General features: G+C 73.1%; 12 protein-coding genes. 1 reads left to right on the top strand and 11 read right to left on the bottom strand.

All coding sequences use genetic code 11. The features are described from left to right. Positions 1–126: 126 nt before the first annotated feature. The 3 genes from AS97_RS37240 to fmt all read right to left on the bottom strand — a co-directional run bounded on the left by AS97_RS37240 (position 127) and on the right by fmt (position 4,795). Entirely contained in the window at positions 127–1,596 is a 1,470-nt protein-coding gene (locus AS97_RS37240) for a transcription antitermination factor NusB (protein WP_086710313.1), read from the bottom strand. A gap of 44 nt (positions 1,597–1,640) precedes the next feature. Then, positions 1,641–3,626, bottom strand: a complete 1,986-nt coding sequence (locus AS97_RS37235) for an ABC transporter ATP-binding protein (RefSeq protein ID WP_059145739.1) — start codon at positions 3,624–3,626, stop codon at positions 1,641–1,643. Between the two features lie 236 nt (positions 3,627–3,862). Further along, entirely contained in the window at positions 3,863–4,795 is a 933-nt protein-coding gene (fmt, locus tag AS97_RS37230) for a methionyl-tRNA formyltransferase (protein ID WP_059145738.1), read from the bottom strand. 282 nt (positions 4,796–5,077) lie between these two features. Here fmt and AS97_RS37225 point away from each other — a divergent pair, with 282 nt between their 5' ends. Then, positions 5,078–5,590: a hypothetical protein gene (locus tag AS97_RS37225; RefSeq protein ID WP_161559367.1), complete on the top strand. Its 513-nt coding sequence runs from the start codon at positions 5,078–5,080 to the stop codon at positions 5,588–5,590. A gap of 570 nt (positions 5,591–6,160) precedes the next feature. On the opposite strand, the gene AS97_RS37220 is transcribed toward AS97_RS37225, so the two are convergent. The 8 genes from AS97_RS37220 to AS97_RS37185 form a co-directional block, all read right to left on the bottom strand. Then, complete coding sequence (locus tag AS97_RS37220) at positions 6,161–8,332, bottom strand: primosomal protein N' (RefSeq protein ID WP_059146769.1); 2,172 nt, start codon at positions 8,330–8,332, stop codon at positions 6,161–6,163. Between the two features lie 102 nt (positions 8,333–8,434). Then, complete coding sequence (gene metK, locus AS97_RS37215) at positions 8,435–9,643, bottom strand: methionine adenosyltransferase (RefSeq protein WP_059146770.1); 1,209 nt, start codon at positions 9,641–9,643, stop codon at positions 8,435–8,437. A gap of 288 nt (positions 9,644–9,931) precedes the next feature. Further along, positions 9,932–11,140 carry a bifunctional phosphopantothenoylcysteine decarboxylase/phosphopantothenate--cysteine ligase CoaBC gene (gene coaBC / locus AS97_RS37210; RefSeq protein ID WP_210566429.1) on the bottom strand — a complete coding sequence of 403 codons (1,209 nt, stop codon included), beginning with the start codon at positions 11,138–11,140 and terminating at the stop codon, positions 9,932–9,934. A gap of 128 nt (positions 11,141–11,268) precedes the next feature. Further along, a complete protein-coding gene (gene rpoZ / locus AS97_RS37205; protein WP_009713616.1) occupies positions 11,269–11,541 on the bottom strand; it encodes a DNA-directed RNA polymerase subunit omega in 273 nt (90 codons plus the stop codon). A gap of 46 nt (positions 11,542–11,587) precedes the next feature. Then, positions 11,588–12,154, bottom strand: coding sequence for a guanylate kinase (gene gmk, locus AS97_RS37200; RefSeq protein ID WP_059146772.1), 567 nt, complete (start codon positions 12,152–12,154; stop codon positions 11,588–11,590). Positions 12,155–12,202: 48 nt separating this feature from the next. Continuing rightward, positions 12,203–12,526 (bottom strand): integration host factor, encoded by a 324-nt coding sequence (locus AS97_RS37195; protein WP_009713618.1) that lies wholly within the window; start codon positions 12,524–12,526, stop codon positions 12,203–12,205. Between the two features lie 204 nt (positions 12,527–12,730). Further along, positions 12,731–13,594 carry an orotidine-5'-phosphate decarboxylase gene (gene pyrF / locus AS97_RS37190; protein ID WP_210566428.1) on the bottom strand — a complete coding sequence of 288 codons (864 nt, stop codon included), beginning with the start codon at positions 13,592–13,594 and terminating at the stop codon, positions 12,731–12,733. A gap of 195 nt (positions 13,595–13,789) precedes the next feature. Then, positions 13,790–14,890: a quinone-dependent dihydroorotate dehydrogenase gene (locus AS97_RS37185; protein ID WP_059146774.1), complete on the bottom strand. Its 1,101-nt coding sequence runs from the start codon at positions 14,888–14,890 to the stop codon at positions 13,790–13,792. Positions 14,891–14,996 lie beyond the last annotated feature (106 nt).

The following is a 14,996-nucleotide window of genomic DNA, read 5'->3' as shown; positions in this document are numbered from 1 at the left end:
CGCCGCTCACCGCGGCCGTGCGATGCCTTGGAGCCGGGCACTCGGGAACCCGCGAGAAGAACGGGCGCGGTCAGCCGGTGCGGCGTGAAGGGGCGCGGTCAGCCGGTGCGGCGCGAACGGGCGCGGTCAGCCGGTGCGGCGCAGCAGGGCCAGATACATGGCGTCCGTACCGTGCCGGTGCGGCCACAGCTGGATGTCCGGGCCATCACCCAGCTCGGGCACCCCGGGCAGCAGCGGACGGGCGTCGATCCACTCCGCGGCGACGGCCGGGCCGCCACGCCCCTTGAGGACGTCCTCGACCACGGCCCTGGTCTCGGCCGGATGCGGGGAACAGGTCGCATAGCCGACCACGCCGCCGATCCGCGCCGAGGCCAGGGCCTCCCGCAGCAGCCCGCGCTGCAGCGGGGCGAAGCCGTCGAGGTCCTCGGGGCGGCGCCGCCAGCGCGCCTCGGGGCGGCGCCGCAGCGCACCGAGCCCGGTGCACGGCACATCCACCAGCACCCGGTCGAAGGCGCCCGGCCGCCACGGCGGGCGGGTGCCGTCCGCGGCGATCACCTGGTACGGGCCGGGGTTGCCGGCCAGGGCCCTGGCCACCAGCCGGGCCCGGTGCGGCTGCTTCTCCGCGGCGAGCAGCGCGGCGCCGCGCTCCGCGGCGAGCGCGGCGAGCAGCGCGGCCTTGCCGCCGGGGCCCGCGCAGCCGTCCAGCCAGCGCCGGTCCTCCCCCTCCAGCGGCGCGTTCGCCAGCGCGAGGGCCACGAGTTGGCTGCCCTCGTCCTGCACCCCGGCGCGCCCCTCGCGCACCGCCTCCAGCGCCCCGGGCTCGCCGCCCTCGGTGAGCTTCACCGCGTACGGGGACCAGCGGCCCGGCACCGCGGACCCCTCGCCGACCGCGTCCAGCAGCTCCCCGGCCGTGGACCGGCCGGGCCGGGCGACGAGGGTGACCTCGGGCCGTTCGTTGTCCGCGGCCAGCAGTTCCTCGATCCCGGAGCTGCCGCCGCCGAGCGCGTCCCACAGGGCGGAGACGACCCAGCGCGGATGCGAGTGGCGGACGCCCAGATGCTCCTCGGGGTCCTCGTCGTAGGGCGGGGCGACCCGCTCCAGCCAGCCGTCGAGGTCATGGGCGGCGATCCTGCGCAGCACGGCGTTCACGAACTTGGCGCGTCCGTCGCCGAGCACCACCCGGGCCAGCTCGACGCTCGCCGAGACGGCGGCGTGGGTGGGGATACGGGTCCCCAGCAGCTGATGGGCGCCGAGGTTCAGCACGTCGAGCACGGGCGGATCCACCTCGCGCAGCGGGCGGTCCACGCACTCCGCGATGATCGCGTCGTAGGTGCCCTGATGGCGCAGGGTGCCGTAGACCAGCTCGGTGGCGAGCGCCGCGTCCCGGGCGTCGAACCGCGGCCCGCCGGCCTCCGCGCTCTCCCGCGCCTTGCGCAGCAGGGGCGGGAGAACGAGGTTGGCGTACGCGTCCCGTTCGTCGACCGCCCGCAGCGCCTCGAAGGCGAGGATCCGCACGGGGTCCTTCTGCGGGCGGCGGTACGGCTTGCCTGGCCGGTTCGGGGCGTGGGGACGGCGACGACGGGGCTGGTCGGTCACGGGAAATGTGCTCCGGGGGACGGATCGGGCGTGAAGGGACCAGCCTACGTCGCCGGGGCCCCGGCGGCCGTGGGGCCGCCGTCCAGGGCCGCTCCGTCCGCGGCCGCCACCTTCGCGGCCATGCCGGTTGCGCTCGCTCCGTCCACGGCGCATCCGTCGCCCGTCGCGTCCGGCTGCTCGAACTGGGTGCGGTACAGCTCCTCGTAGCGGCCTCCGGCCGCCAGCAGCGCGGTGTGCGTACCGCGCTCCACGATCCGGCCGTCCTCGACGACGAGAATGAGATCCGCCGCCCGGACTGTGGACAGCCGGTGGGCGATCACCACCGCGGTGCGTCCCTCCAGCGCCTCGCCGAGCGCCTCCTGCACATCCGCCTCCGAGGTGGAGTCCAGATGCGCGGTGGCCTCGTCGAGGATCACCACCCGGGGCCGGGCCAGCAGCAGCCGGGCGATGGTCAGCCGCTGGCGCTCACCGCCGGAGAGCCGGTAGCCACGCTCGCCCACGACGGTCTCAAGGCCGTCCGGCAGGGACGCGATCAGCCCCTCCAGCCGGGCCCGGCGCAGCACCTCCCACAGCTCCTCGTCGGTGGCCTCCGGCCGGGCCAGCAGCAGATTGGCGCGAATCGAGTCATGGAAGAGGTGGCCGTCCTGCGTGACCATGCCGAGGGTGGCGCGGATGGAATCGGCGGTCAGATCGCGGACGTCCACGCCGGAGAGCCGTACGGCGCCGCCATCGGCGTCGTAAAGCCTCGGCAGGAGCTGCGCGATGGTCGACTTGCCTGCGCCGGAGGACCCCACCAGCGCGACCATCTGGCCCGGTTCGGCGCGGAAGGAGAGCTGGTGGAGGACCTCGACGCCACCGCGGGTGTCCAGGGTGGCGACCTCCTCCAGGGAGGCGAGGGAGACCTTGTCCGCGGCCGGGTAGCCGAAGTCGACGCGGTCGAACTCGACGGACACGGGCCCGTCGGGCACCTCCCGGGCGTCCGGCTTCTCCTTGATCAGCGGCTCGAGGTCGAGCACCTCGAAGACCCGCTCGAAGCTGACGAGCGCGCTCATCACCTCGACCCGCGCCCCGGCCAGCGCGGTCAGCGGCGCGTACAGCCGGGTGAGGAGCAGCGCGAGCGTGACGACGGCGCCGGGGTCGAGCCGCCCGTGCAGCGCGAACCAGCCGCCGAGGCCGTAGACCAGCGCGAGGGCCAGGGCGGAGACGAGGGTCAGGGCGGTCACGAAGGAGACCTGGACCATCGCGGTCCGCACGCCGATGTCCCGCACCCGCCGGGTCCGCGCGGCGAACTCGGCCGACTCGTCGGCGGGCCGCCCGAAGAGCTTGACCAGGGTGGCCCCGGGCGCGGAGAAGCGCTCGGTCATCTGGGTGCTCATGGCGGCGTTGTGCGCGGCCGCCTCGCGGCGCAGCTTCGCCAGCCGTCCGCCCACCCGGCGCGCGGGCAGCAGGAAGAGGGGCAGGAGCACCAGCGTCAGCAGGGTGATCTGCCACGAGATCCCGATCATGACGACCAGGGTGAGCAGCAGCGTCACCAGATTGCCGACGACACCGGAGAGGGTGTCGCTGAACGCCCGCTGCGCGCCGATGACGTCGTTGTTGAGCCGGCTGACCAGCGCACCGGTGCGGGTCCGGGTGAAGAACGCCACCGGCATCCGCTGGACGTGGTCGAAGACGGAGGTGCGCAGATCGAGGATCAGCCCCTCACCGATATTCGCCGACAGCCAGCGGGTCAGCAGCCCGATGGCCGCCTCCGCCACGGCGATCGCGGCGATGAGCCCGGCCAGCCCGAGCACCGTGTCCTGTCCCGAATGGTGGACGATCGCGTCCACCACCCGACCGGCCAGCAGCGGCGTCGCCACCGCGAGCACCGCCGTGACCGTGCTCAGTACCAGGAACAGCTGCAGCTGACGGCGGTGCGGACGGGCAAAGGCGCCGATGCGGCGCAGTGTCTCGCGGGAGAAGGGCCGCCGGTCGTCGCTGGCATTGGACGCCTGATACAGGGAATGCCAGGCGGTCACTTCGATGTCCATCACGTACCTCCGAGGTCTCGTGAGGAACGTAGGACTTCAACAGAGGTTGAAGTCAACATCCGCCGCCCCGGCGCGCCCGACGGCCGCCTGTCAGCTCTGTGGACCTGCTCGGGTGCCGGCCCCGTGGACCCGCTCGGGCTGCTGCCCTGGGGGCCTGCTCAGGATCGCCGTGCCGCTGGGTCGGCCTCGGCCCCGTGGCGTGTACCGCTGGAGCGGCTTCAGCCCCATAGCGCCGCTCAGGCTCCCAGCCGCTCGCCCTCCGCGATCCGCACCCCGCGCGCCCAATCCGCCGCGAGCATCGGCTTCTTGCCCTGCGGCCGCACCCAGGTCAGCTCCACGGCATGGCTGCCGGTGCCCACGTACACGGCCTTCTTCGTCGCCGCCAGCCGCCCGGGCTCCAGATCCGTACGGTCCGCCACCGGTCGCGCCGAGACGACCTTCAGCCGCTCCTCACGGAAGGTGGTCCACGCACCGGGAGCGGGGGTGCACGCCCGCACCAGCCGGTCGACGCGCAGCGCGGGCGCCGTCCAGTCGATCTCCGCGTCCTCGACGGTGATCTTCGGGGCGAGCGAGATGCCCTCGGCCGGCTGCGGCACGGGGAGGAGGGTGCCGTTCTCGATGCCGTCCATCGTCGCCTCGAGCAGCCCCGCACCGGCGAAGGCGAGCCGGGTCAGCAGATCGCCGCTGGTGTCGGTGGCCCGCACCTCCTCCGTCACCACCCCGAACACCGGCCCGGAGTCCAGCCCTTCCTCGATCTGGAAGGTCGAGGCGCCGGTCATCTCGTCGCCCGCGAGCACGGAGTGCTGCACGGGAGCCGCGCCCCGCCACGCGGGGAGCAGCGAGAAGTGCAGATTGACCCAGCCGTGGGCCGGGATCTCCAGCGCGGCCTTGGGCAGCAGCGCGCCGTAGGCCACCACCGGGCAGCAGTCGGGTGCGATCTCACCGAGCCGGGCGAGGAACTCCGGATCGCGCGGCTTGGCGGGCTTGAGCACCTCGATACCCGCCTCCTCGGCTCGCTCGGCGACCGGGCTGGCCACCATCCGGCGACCGCGCCCGGCGGGCGCGTCGGGACGCGTCACCACGGCCACCACCTCGTGCTTCTCCGACGCGATCAGCGCGTCCAGAGCGGGCAGGGCGACTTCGGGGGTACCGGCGAAGACGAGCCTCATAGGTGGCGAACTACCTCTCACACAGCGGATACGGCGGGAACGTCGCGAACAGCTCCGAAGTCTATGGTCCGCCGGCCGAGGGGGCGTACGGGCGGACTCCCGCACGCCCCGGACCGTGACCGACGGGCGGGTGCCGCGTTGGTCAAGGCAGATTGACCGCATCGGGCCGCTGCCGCGGCCCGATGCGTTTCCCGCCGCCCGCTCGACTTCCCCGACCCAGCATCAGCCCCCTCCATCCCCTGACCCCCATCCCCCGTCAACGCCCGTTCGAGAGGCTTCTCCATGGCCGACCACGCAACTCATGACGCCCAGGCACGGGCCAGCCTGCACCTCCTGGTCCGGGACATCGAGCGGGTCCGCCGGCAGGTGGACGCGCTGCGCACGCTCACCGCCCAGCTCGGCAATGTCTACCGCCCCCGGCGCACCGGCCCGTCCGCCGGTTTCGTGGTCTACGGACGCGCTCCGGCCCCCACCGTGCGGCTCGCCCAGGAGCTGCGCGACAGCGTCGAGACGCTGGTCACCGCCGCCGTCGACTTCGACCGCTCGTTGGGCTTCTCCTGGGACGCGGTGGGCTCCGCGCTCGGCGTCACCAAGCAGGCAGTGCACCGCCGTTACGGCTCCCGCCGGGCCGCCGCACAGAACGCCCCCGAGGGCGGCGAACCGACCCCGGGCCGCCCGGCCGAGCCCGCGGCCGTACCCTCGGTGCCCGCCGCGCGCACGGTCCCGCCGCAGTCGACGCCCTCACTCCGCGAGGACCCCCGCCCCAGCCCCTTCCCCAGCCCCCGCCACGGCTGAGACCCGCCTCCCCTTTCTTGAGACCCGCCTCCCCTTTTTGAAGGCTCGGTTCGCCTCCGGGGCGCCTCAGCCTCCCCCAGCCACCGCTGGGAGGTGCCCCCGGCCGGTCAGCCCAAGCACCCGAAAGCCATACGGCGCCCTCAGGCTTACCCGATCACCCTGGGGCCGCCCCAGTCCGGTAGGCCGTAGAGCCTCCGGAGGCTCTACGGCGCCCTGCGGCTGTCCCCAGCGCCGCTGGGAGGCGCGCTCGGCGGGCCAGAAGACCCCAGCACCCGGCCTGCGGTACCCGGAGGCGCTACGGCACCCTGCGGCTTAGCCGGTCACTCCGGAGAGGCGCCCTCGGTCGGCAAGCCCCAGCCCCCGGTCGGCAAGCCCCAGCCCCCGGAGGCCCTGCGGCCCCCGGACACCCCGCGCCACCGGTGCGCGCTCCAGCCGGGAACAGCCGGGGCCGGCCAACGCCAGACCCGAGCCAGGGCCGGCCAACGCCCAAACCAGGGCCGGCCAACGCCAGACCGGGGCCAGGGCCGAGGTCGGCCGATGCCCAAACCAGGGGCCGCCCAGGTCACCAGGTCAGCCAATATCCAAGGGGTCCACCCGCACCGCAGGGTCCTTCTCCCCCCTCGCCAAACGGCCCGCCTTCGCCTCCTTGAGGGCCGCCGCGAGGGCGCTGCCCTGGCCGGGGCGTACCCGCAGCAGCGCGCGCTCCCAGACCTCGCCCGGGGGCGGGTCTCCGGGGCGGCGCGGACGTCCGGGAGGCGCCGGGGGCAGCGGGACCGGGCCCAGGGTCTCGGCCCCCTCGGGCAGCCCGGCCGAGGCGATCAGCTCGGCCACCGCCTCCGCGGGGCCGGTCACCGCCGCCATCCGTGAGATCGGCGGAAAGCCCAGCTGGGACCGCTCGGCCAGCTCACGCGCCGCATAACCGGCCGGGTCCCAGCGCACCAGCGCCTGAACGGGCCGCTGCGTCGGCTCGGCCATGATCACCACGGTGCCGCCCCGGCCGCCGCCCCCCTCGGCCCCGTCACCGTGGCCACGGACCAGCGAGGCCGCCTCCAGCCAGTGGCGGAGCGCGTCCTCACCGGCGCGCAGATCGGGGCGGCCGAGCAGGGCCCAGCCGTCGAGCAGCAGCGCCGCGGCGTAACCGCCCTCCGCGACCGGTTCGGCGCCCGGCGTGCTCACGACGAGCGCCGGGCGGTCGGGGACGGACGTCAGCACATGGTCGCGGCCGGAGGTGCGCACGGGCACGGCCGGAAAGGCGCGGCCCAGCTCCTCGGCGGTGCGCCGGGCGCCGACTATGGACGCCCGCAGCCGGACGCCCCCGCATTCACGGCAGTGCCAGGCGGGTTCGTCCCGCCCGCACCATCCGCACACCAGATGCTCCGCGTCCCGCGCCTCCAACGGCCCCGAGCAGTGCGCACAGCGCGCGGGCTCCCGGCAGCGCTCGCAGGCCAGCTTCGGCACATAGCCCCGGCGCGGCACCTGCACCAGCACCGGGCCCCGGGTCAGCGCCTCCCGTACGGTCTGCCAGGCGAGTGTGGGCAGCCGGGCGGCACGGGCCTCCGCGTCCCGGGCCACCTCGCCCTCGTCGACCGTACGGATCAGCGGGGCGGCCGCGCGGACCTGCTCGCGGTCGGCTTCGAGCGGCCGGGCCCAGCCGTTCTCCACCAGCTGGGCGGCCTCGACGGTGCGGCCGAGGTCGCCCAGCAGAAAGCCCGTCTTCTCATGGACGGCGCGCAGCAGCAGCACATCGCGGGCGTGCGGCTGCGGCAGCCGCTCGTCGCTGTGGCTGCGGTCCCCGTCGTCCCAGATCCCCACCAGCCCGAGGTCCCGGACCGGTGCGAACATCGCCGCCCGGGTGCCCACCACGGCCCGGACCGAGCCCCGGCCGACCGCCAGCCAGCGGCGGTAGCGCTCCTCGGGCCCGAGGTCGGCGGTGAGCAGCACATGCCGCCCCGGGCCGCCGAGCACCTCCGCCAGCGCCGCGTCCACCCGCTCGGCGGTCCGCCCGTCGGGGACGACGACGAGCGCCCCGCGCCCGGACGCGAGCGTGGCGGCCACGGCGGTGGCCCACTCCCGGGGCCAGTGCGGTCCCGGCAGCGCGGTCCATACGGCCCGCGGCCGATCACCGCGGGCAAGCGCCTCCAGGAACCCGGGCCCGGCCGGATAGCGCGCCCAGCTCCCGGGCGTGGGCGGCTCCGGCGGGGGCAGCGGCGGCGGCGACGGCTCGCCCTCGGCGCGGGCGTTGCGCTTGGGCATGGCCAGCTGCAGCACATCGGCGAGCGATCCGGCGTACCGGTCGGCGACCCGCCGGCACAGCGCCAGCAGCCCGGGCCCCAGCACCGGCTCCGGGGAGACCACCTGCGCGAGGGCGGCCAGCGGGCCCCGGTAGTCGGACTCGGCGACGCGCTCGACGATGTACCCGTCGAGCAGCCCGCCACCCTCGCGCCGCCCCTCGCGCACCTTCCCCGTCCCGGCCCCGAACCGCACCCGCACCCGCACCCCGGGCCGGGCCTCGGCGTCCATCTCAGCCGGCACCGCGTAATCCCACAGCTTGTCGAGGTGGACCGGCCCCTTGTCGACCAGCACCCGCGCCACGGGCAGCTCCCCGGCCAGCTTGGCCCCCCGCCAGGTCCGCGGCCTGGCCCGCTCCCCCTTGGCCTTGCGCACGGTCTCCCGAATGAGCGCGAGCTGCTCCCCCTCCGACGCCTCCGCCGGATCCTTCGGCCGCTCGTTGTCCCTGCTCACAGATCAAGTCTTAGCAGACCGCACGGACAGCGACGCACGCGAAGGCCCGGACGCCGAGGGGCGTTCCGGGCCTTCGCCGAAACCGTGACCGAAGCGGGGGTCCTACAGGCCCGCCGCCGCGCGGAGGGCGTCGACGCGGTCGGTGCGCTCCCAGGTGAAGTCGGGGATCTCACGGCCGAAGTGGCCGTACGCCGCGGTCTGGGCGTAGATCGGGCGCAGCAGGTCGAGGTCGCGGATGATCGCGGCCGGGCGGAGGTCGAAGACCTCGGAGATGGCCTTCTCGATCTTCTCGGCGTCGACCGCGGCGGTGCCGAAGGTCTCGACGAAGAGGCCGACCGGCTCGGCCTTGCCGATGGCGTACGCGACCTGCACCTCGCAGCGCTGGGCGAGGCCGGCGGCCACCACGTTCTTGGCGACCCAGCGCATGGCGTAGGCGGCGGAGCGGTCGACCTTGGAGGGGTCCTTGCCCGAGAAGGCGCCGCCACCGTGGCGGGACATGCCGCCGTAGGTGTCGATGATGATCTTGCGGCCGGTGAGGCCGGCGTCGCCCATCGGGCCGCCGATCTCGAAGCGCCCGGTCGGGTTGACCAGCAGGCGGTAGCCCTCGGTGTCGAGCTTGATGCCGTCCTCGACCAGCTCGTTGAGCACGTGCTCGACCACGAATTCCCGGATGTCGGGCGCCAGCAGCGAGTCCAGGTCGATGTCGGAGGCGTGCTGCGAGGAGACGACGACGGTGTCCAGGCGGACCGCCTTGTGGCCGTCGTACTCGATGGTGACCTGGGTCTTGCCGTCGGGGCGCAGGTAGGGGATGGTCCCGTTCTTGCGGACGTCGGACAGCCGGCGGGAGAGCCGGTGCGCCAGGTTGATCGGCAGCGGCATCAGCTCGGGCGTCTCGTCGCAGGCGTACCCGAACATCAGGCCCTGGTCGCCCGCGCCCTGCTTGTCCAGCTCGTCCTCATCGCCCTCGACCCGGAGCTCGTAGGCGGAGTCCACACCCTGGGCGATGTCGGGGGACTGTGAGCCGATCGACACCGAGACGCCGCAGGAGGCGCCGTCGAAGCCCTTCTTCGACGAGTCGTAGCCGATGTCGAGGATCTTGTTCCGCACGAGCGTCGCGATCGGGGCGTACGCCTTGGTGGTCACCTCGCCGGCCACGTGGACCAGGCCGGTGGTGATCAACGTCTCGACGGCGACCCGGGAGGTCGGGTCCTCCTTGAGGAGGGCGTCGAGGATGGTGTCGCTGATCTGGTCAGCGATCTTGTCGGGGTGACCCTCGGTCACGGATTCCGAGGTGAACAGGCGGCGGGACACATCGCTCCCTGGGGTTGCAGCGGCTGCTGGCTGATCATGGTCGGACCGCTCGGGAGCTGCGCCCGGTGCGGTTCCTGGGCCAGTTTATCCGGCAAGTCCACCGGTCAAGCATCCCCGTCCCACAGAACGGGCAGGCCCGTGACCGGGAACATACCTTGCCTCAAGCCGAAATACAGCCCCACCCCGCCGTGGCAGGAACGTGTCATGAGCCGGATCGGCCGCAGTTCGGCCCCCGCAGAGGGCGTCCGCCGGGCTCGCCGTGAGGCCCGACGGACGCCCGGGCCGGGCTCATCCCAGGCGGCGGGCCACCAGGTCCCAGACGGTGTCGGCGAGCGCGCCCTTGGGTCCGTACGGCACGGGCGTCTCGGTACCGTCGGCGCCGAGCACCACGGCCTCGTTGGTCTCGGCGCCGAAGGTCTTGTGCTCCCCGACCTCGTTCACCACCAGCAGATCGCAGCCCTTGCGGGCCAGCTTGGCTCGGCCGTTGGCGAGCACGTCGTCGGTTTCGGCGGCGAAGCCGACCACGATCTGGCCGGGGCGGGCGCGCTCCGCGGAAATCTCGGCGAGGACGTCCGGATTCCGTACCAGGGCGATCGGCTCGGGCTCCTGGCCGTCGCGCTTCTTGATCTTCCCCTCGGCGTAATGCGCGGGGCGGAAGTCGGCGACGGCCGCGGCCATGACCACGGCGTCGGCGTCCGCGACGGCCTTGAGCACGGCCTCCCGCAGCTGTGCGGCGGTGCCCGCGCGCACCACATCGGCGCCGGCCAGGTCGGGCAGCTCGCTGTTGGCCGAGACAAGAGTCACGCGCGCGCCCCGGGCGACGGCGGCACGGGCCAGGGCGTACCCCTGCCGTCCGGTGGAGCGGTTGCCGAGGAAGCGCACCGGGTCCAGCGGCTCACGGGTGCCGCCGGCGCTGACCACGACATGGCGGCCGGCCAGATCGGTGGTCTGCGCCTCGGCGCCACGGGCCAGCACCCGGCGGCAGACCTCGAAGATCTCCCCGGGGTCCGGCAGCCGCCCCTTGCCGGTGTCCACACCGGTGAGCCGCCCCACGGCGGGCTCGATGACGATCGCGCCGCGGCGGCGCAGCGTCGCCACGTTCTCCTGGGTGGCGGGGTGCTCCCACATCTCGGTGTGCATCGCGGGCGCGAAGACGACCGGGCAGCGCGCGGTGAGCAGCGTATTGGTGAGCAGATCGTCCGCCAGGCCATGGGCGGCCTTGGCGAGCAGATCGGTGGTGGCGGGGGCGATCACGAGCAGATCGGCGGACTGGCCGATGCGGACGTGCGGCACCTCGTGGACGGAGTCCCACACCTCGGTCGCCGCCGGATGTCCGGACAGCGCCGACCAGGTCGCCTCGCCGACGAAGTGCAACGCCGAGGCGGTCGGCACGACGCGTACGTCATGGCCGGACTCGGTGAGGCGGCGCAGCAGCTCACACGCCTTGTAGGCGGCGATCCCGCCACTGACGCCCAGGACCACTTTGGGCTTGTCCATCGCTCGGCTCCCCACCGGGTACGTCGTCTGTCGTACGTCCAGTCACGGTACGCCGGGTCGTGTCACGTACCCATGACACACCACGAGCCCGGCAGTGACTGCCGGGCCGTGGGTGAAGCGATCGAAACCTACTGGGCCGGGCCCTCGATGGCCTCGGAGGTCAGCAGGCCCGCGTTGATCTCGCGGAGCGCGATCGAGAGGGGCTTCTCGTGGACGTGGGTGTCCACGAGGGGACCGACGTACTCGAGCAGGCCCTCACCAAGCTGGGAGTAGTACGCGTTGATCTGCCGCGCGCGCTTGGCCGCGTAGATCACCAGGCTGTACTTGGAGTCGGTGGCCTCGAGCAGCTCATCAATCGGAGGGTTGATGATCCCCTCGGGCGCGGTCATGGGAGAGGACACTCTCTAGCCTTCCTTATAACGCCTCATGGCAAGAGTGAATCGAAGATCAAGCCACTCGCATCAAGGCTAGCAGCTCACGTGCCACGTCCTCGACGGAGGTATTGACCAAGGTCGTATCGAACTCGGACTCGGCCGCCAGCTCGGTCCGAGCGGCCTCCAGGCGCCGCTCGATGACCTCGGGCGCCTCGGTGCCCCGGCCGGTGAGCCGGCGCACCAGCTCCTCCCAGCTCGGCGGCGCGAGGAAGACCAGCTGCGCCTCCGGCATGGACTCGCGGATCTGTCGTGCGCCCTGCAGATCGATCTCCAGCAGCACCGGCTCGCCCCCGCCGAGGCGCTCCATGACCGCCTCGCGCGGGGTGCCGTAGCGGTTGCCCGCGAATTCGGCCCACTCCAGCAGCTCACCATTGGCTATGAGCTTGTCGAACTCCCCGTCGTCCACGAAGAAATAGTGGACGCCGTCCCGCTCGCCGGGGCGCGGTCGGCGGGTCGTGGCGGAGACCGAGAGCCAGACCCCGGGATGTTCTTTGCGCATATGAGCGACGACCGTGCTCTTACCGACCCCTGAGGGGCCGGAGAGCACGGTCAGTCGCGGTCGTGCGGAGTGTGCTGCCATGGAGCGATTATCCAGGTTCCCGGGAGTGCCTGGAAACGCCGGGCCTCGTCAGCCTGCGGCGCCGCCGAACTCACGCTCGAGCGACGCGATCTGGTTGGAGCCCAGACCCCGCACACGACGGCTCTCGGAGATGCCGAGCCGCTCCATGATCTGCTTGGCGCGGACCTTGCCGACGCCGGGCAGGGACTCCAGGAGAGCGGACACCTTCATCTTGCCGATGACGTCGTTCTCCTGGCCCTGCTTGATGACCTCGTGCAGGGACGCGCCGGAGTGCTTGAGTCGATTCTTGACCTCGGCGCGCTCCCGGCGAGCCGCGGCGGCCTTTTCGAGCGCGGCTGCGCGCTGTTCAGGGGTAAGGGGCGGAAGAGCCACGCCTACGTCACCTCGGATGTCGAACTGTCGGATATGGACCGGTGAGGAACCTAGTCGCCCCTCACCTGGGGAGCAACGCGCAACGCAGCAGCGCGTTCGCTCTCGTCGGAGACTAGCGGCCGATCCCGCTCCAGTCAGCGAGAACAGACGAAAAGTCCTGGTCAGACTCGCTCGACTCAGACATTTGCGGACAAAATAGCCAGGTTATTCGGCCACGGCACGCACTTCCTCAGCCATTCGAGAGGCCGCCGCGACCAGCGACGCGGCGTCCGGACCGTGCCGGAGCACCCCCCTGCTGACGCTCGGAACGACATTTTTGATCGCCGGGCCGAAGACCGCCGGAAGATCGGCGGGGGTCGCGCCCTGGGCACCGATGCCGGGGGCCAGCAGCGGCCCGTCGATCGTCAGCTCGACGCACGCCTCCTGCGGCGCCCGGCCCAGCGTCGCGCCGACGACCGCGCCGTACGAGCCGAGGCGGCCCTCGGCGGCCTCGGCCGCGTTCTCGGCCTTGAGCGACTTCAGCACGGTGGCCGCGACGGTCGAACCGTCGGGCCGTACCGCGTGCTGCACCTCGGTGCCCTCCGGGTTGGAGGTCAGCGCCAGCACGAAGACGCCCGCCCCCGCCACCCGCGCCGCGTCCAGCGCCGGGCGCAGCGAGCCGAAGCCGAGATAGGGGCTGACGGTGACCGCGTCCGAGAACAGCGGGCCGGCCGGATCCAGATAGGCGGAGGCGTACGCGGCCATGGTCGATCCGATGTCGCCGCGCTTGGCGTCCATCAGCACCAGCGCCCCGGCGGCCCGGGCGTCGGCGACGGCCCGCTCCAGCACCGCGATGCCGCGGGAGCCGAACCGCTCGAAGAAGGCCGACTGCGGCTTGAGGACGGCGACCCGCTCGGCGAGGGCGTCCACGACGGTCCTCGTGAACCGCTCGAGCCCCGCGACATCGTCCCCCAGGCCCCAGTCGGCGAGCAGGGAGGCGTGCGGGTCGATGCCGACGCACAGCGGGCCGCGGGCGTCCATGGCGGCGCGCAGCCGCGTGCCGAAGGGGGTGGGGGCAGGGGTCGTCATTGGTCTCTCCTCAGGAAATTCAGCCCCTCCGGCGATCGAGGGAGCACCCCCCGGCCCCTCCGGCGACCGAAGGGGCAGCCTCCCAGCCCCTCCGGCGTTTGAGGAGCGGGGTCCGGGGCGGAGCCCCGGCGTGGGCCCGGGGGCTCGCCCCCGGTTCGGGAAGGGACGGGGTGGGGAACAACGCCACCGGAGGCGTTACGCGGAGGTCTCGGCACCGACGGCCTCGGCGAGGGTGGCGTACGGGCTCGCGGCCAGACGGTCCGCGAGGCCGCGGTGGATCTCACGGGACCAGAACGGGCCCCGGTAGATGAAGGCGCTGTAGCCCTGCACCAGCGTGGCACCGGCCAGAACCCGCTCCCAGGCATCGTCGGCGGTTTCGATCCCGCCGACCCCGACGAGGGTCAGCCGGTCCCCCACACGGGCGTACAGGCGGCGCAGCACCTCCAGGGAGCGCGCCTTGAGCGGGGCGCCGGACAGGCCGCCGGTCTCGGCGGTGAGCCGGGAACCGGAGGTGAGGCCGAGGCCCTCGCGCGCGATGGTCGTGTTCGTGGCGATGATGCCGTCCAGGCCGAGCTCGACCGCCAGATCGGCGACCGCGTCCACGTCCTCGTCGGCGAGATCCGGCGCGATTTTGACCAGAAGTGGCACCCGGCGATCGGTGACCGTACGGTCCGCGGCCTCGCGGACCGCGGTCAGCAGCGGCCGCAGATGGTCCACGGCCTGGAGATTCCGCAGTCCGGGGGTATTGGGCGAGGAGACGTTGACGACGAGGTAGTCGGCGTGGGCGGCGAGCCGCTCGGTGGAGGTCACATAGTCGGCGACGGCCTCCGCCTCCGGGACGACCTTGGTCTTGCCGATGTTGACGCCGACCGTCGTGGCGAAGGCCGGGCGCCGGGCGGCGAGGCGGGCCGCGACCGCCGCCGAGCCCTCGTTGTTGAAGCCCATCCGGTTGATCAGGGCCCGGTCGGCGACCAGCCGGAAGAGCCGCCGCTTGGGGTTGCCGGGCTGCGGCTGGGCGGTGACCGTGCCGATCTCGACATGGTCGAAGCCCAGCATGGCCATGCCGTCGATTCCGGTGGCGTTCTTGTCGAATCCGGCGGCGAGCCCGAAGGGCCCGTGCATCCGCAGGCCCAGCGCCTCGGTGCGCAGCGCCTTGTGGCGGGGGGCGAGGACGGCGGCGACGAACGTCCGCAGGACGGGGACGCGGGCGGCCAGCCGGATCCACGAGAAGGCCAGGTGATGGGCCTTCTCCGGGTCCATGCGCCGGAAGATCAGGTTGAACAGGAGCGCGTACATGAGGGGCTTTCTGCGCGGAAGCGAAGGGGTGGGCTCATTGGGGCTCAAGGGCTCAAGGGCTCAAGAGAAGGGTGGGCTCATGAAGAGGGGGACACCGGCCGGTGTC

The organism is Streptomyces sp. AgN23, assembly GCF_001598115.1.
Taxonomy (GTDB): domain Bacteria; phylum Actinomycetota; class Actinomycetes; order Streptomycetales; family Streptomycetaceae; genus Streptomyces; species Streptomyces antimycoticus.
This window is presented reverse-complemented; position numbering and strand designations above follow the sequence as displayed.

Bases quoted from the DNA above. Each gene is read 5' to 3' on its own strand.
- AS97_RS37225 (WP_161559367.1), top strand. From the start codon at position 5,078: ATGGCCGACCACGCAACTCATGACGCCCAGGCACGGGCCAGCCTGCAC.
- AS97_RS37185 (WP_059146774.1), bottom strand. From the start codon at position 14,890: ATGTACGCGCTCCTGTTCAACCTGATCTTCCGGCGCATGGACCCGGAG.
- fmt (WP_059145738.1), bottom strand. From the start codon at position 4,795: ATGAGGCTCGTCTTCGCCGGTACCCCCGAAGTCGCCCTGCCCGCTCTG.
- coaBC (WP_210566429.1), bottom strand. From the start codon at position 11,140: ATGGACAAGCCCAAAGTGGTCCTGGGCGTCAGTGGCGGGATCGCCGCC.
- pyrF (WP_210566428.1), bottom strand. From the start codon at position 13,594: ATGACGACCCCTGCCCCCACCCCCTTCGGCACGCGGCTGCGCGCCGCC.
- AS97_RS37235 (WP_059145739.1), bottom strand. From the start codon at position 3,626: ATGGACATCGAAGTGACCGCCTGGCATTCCCTGTATCAGGCGTCCAAT.
- gmk (WP_059146772.1), bottom strand. From the start codon at position 12,154: ATGGCAGCACACTCCGCACGACCGCGACTGACCGTGCTCTCCGGCCCC.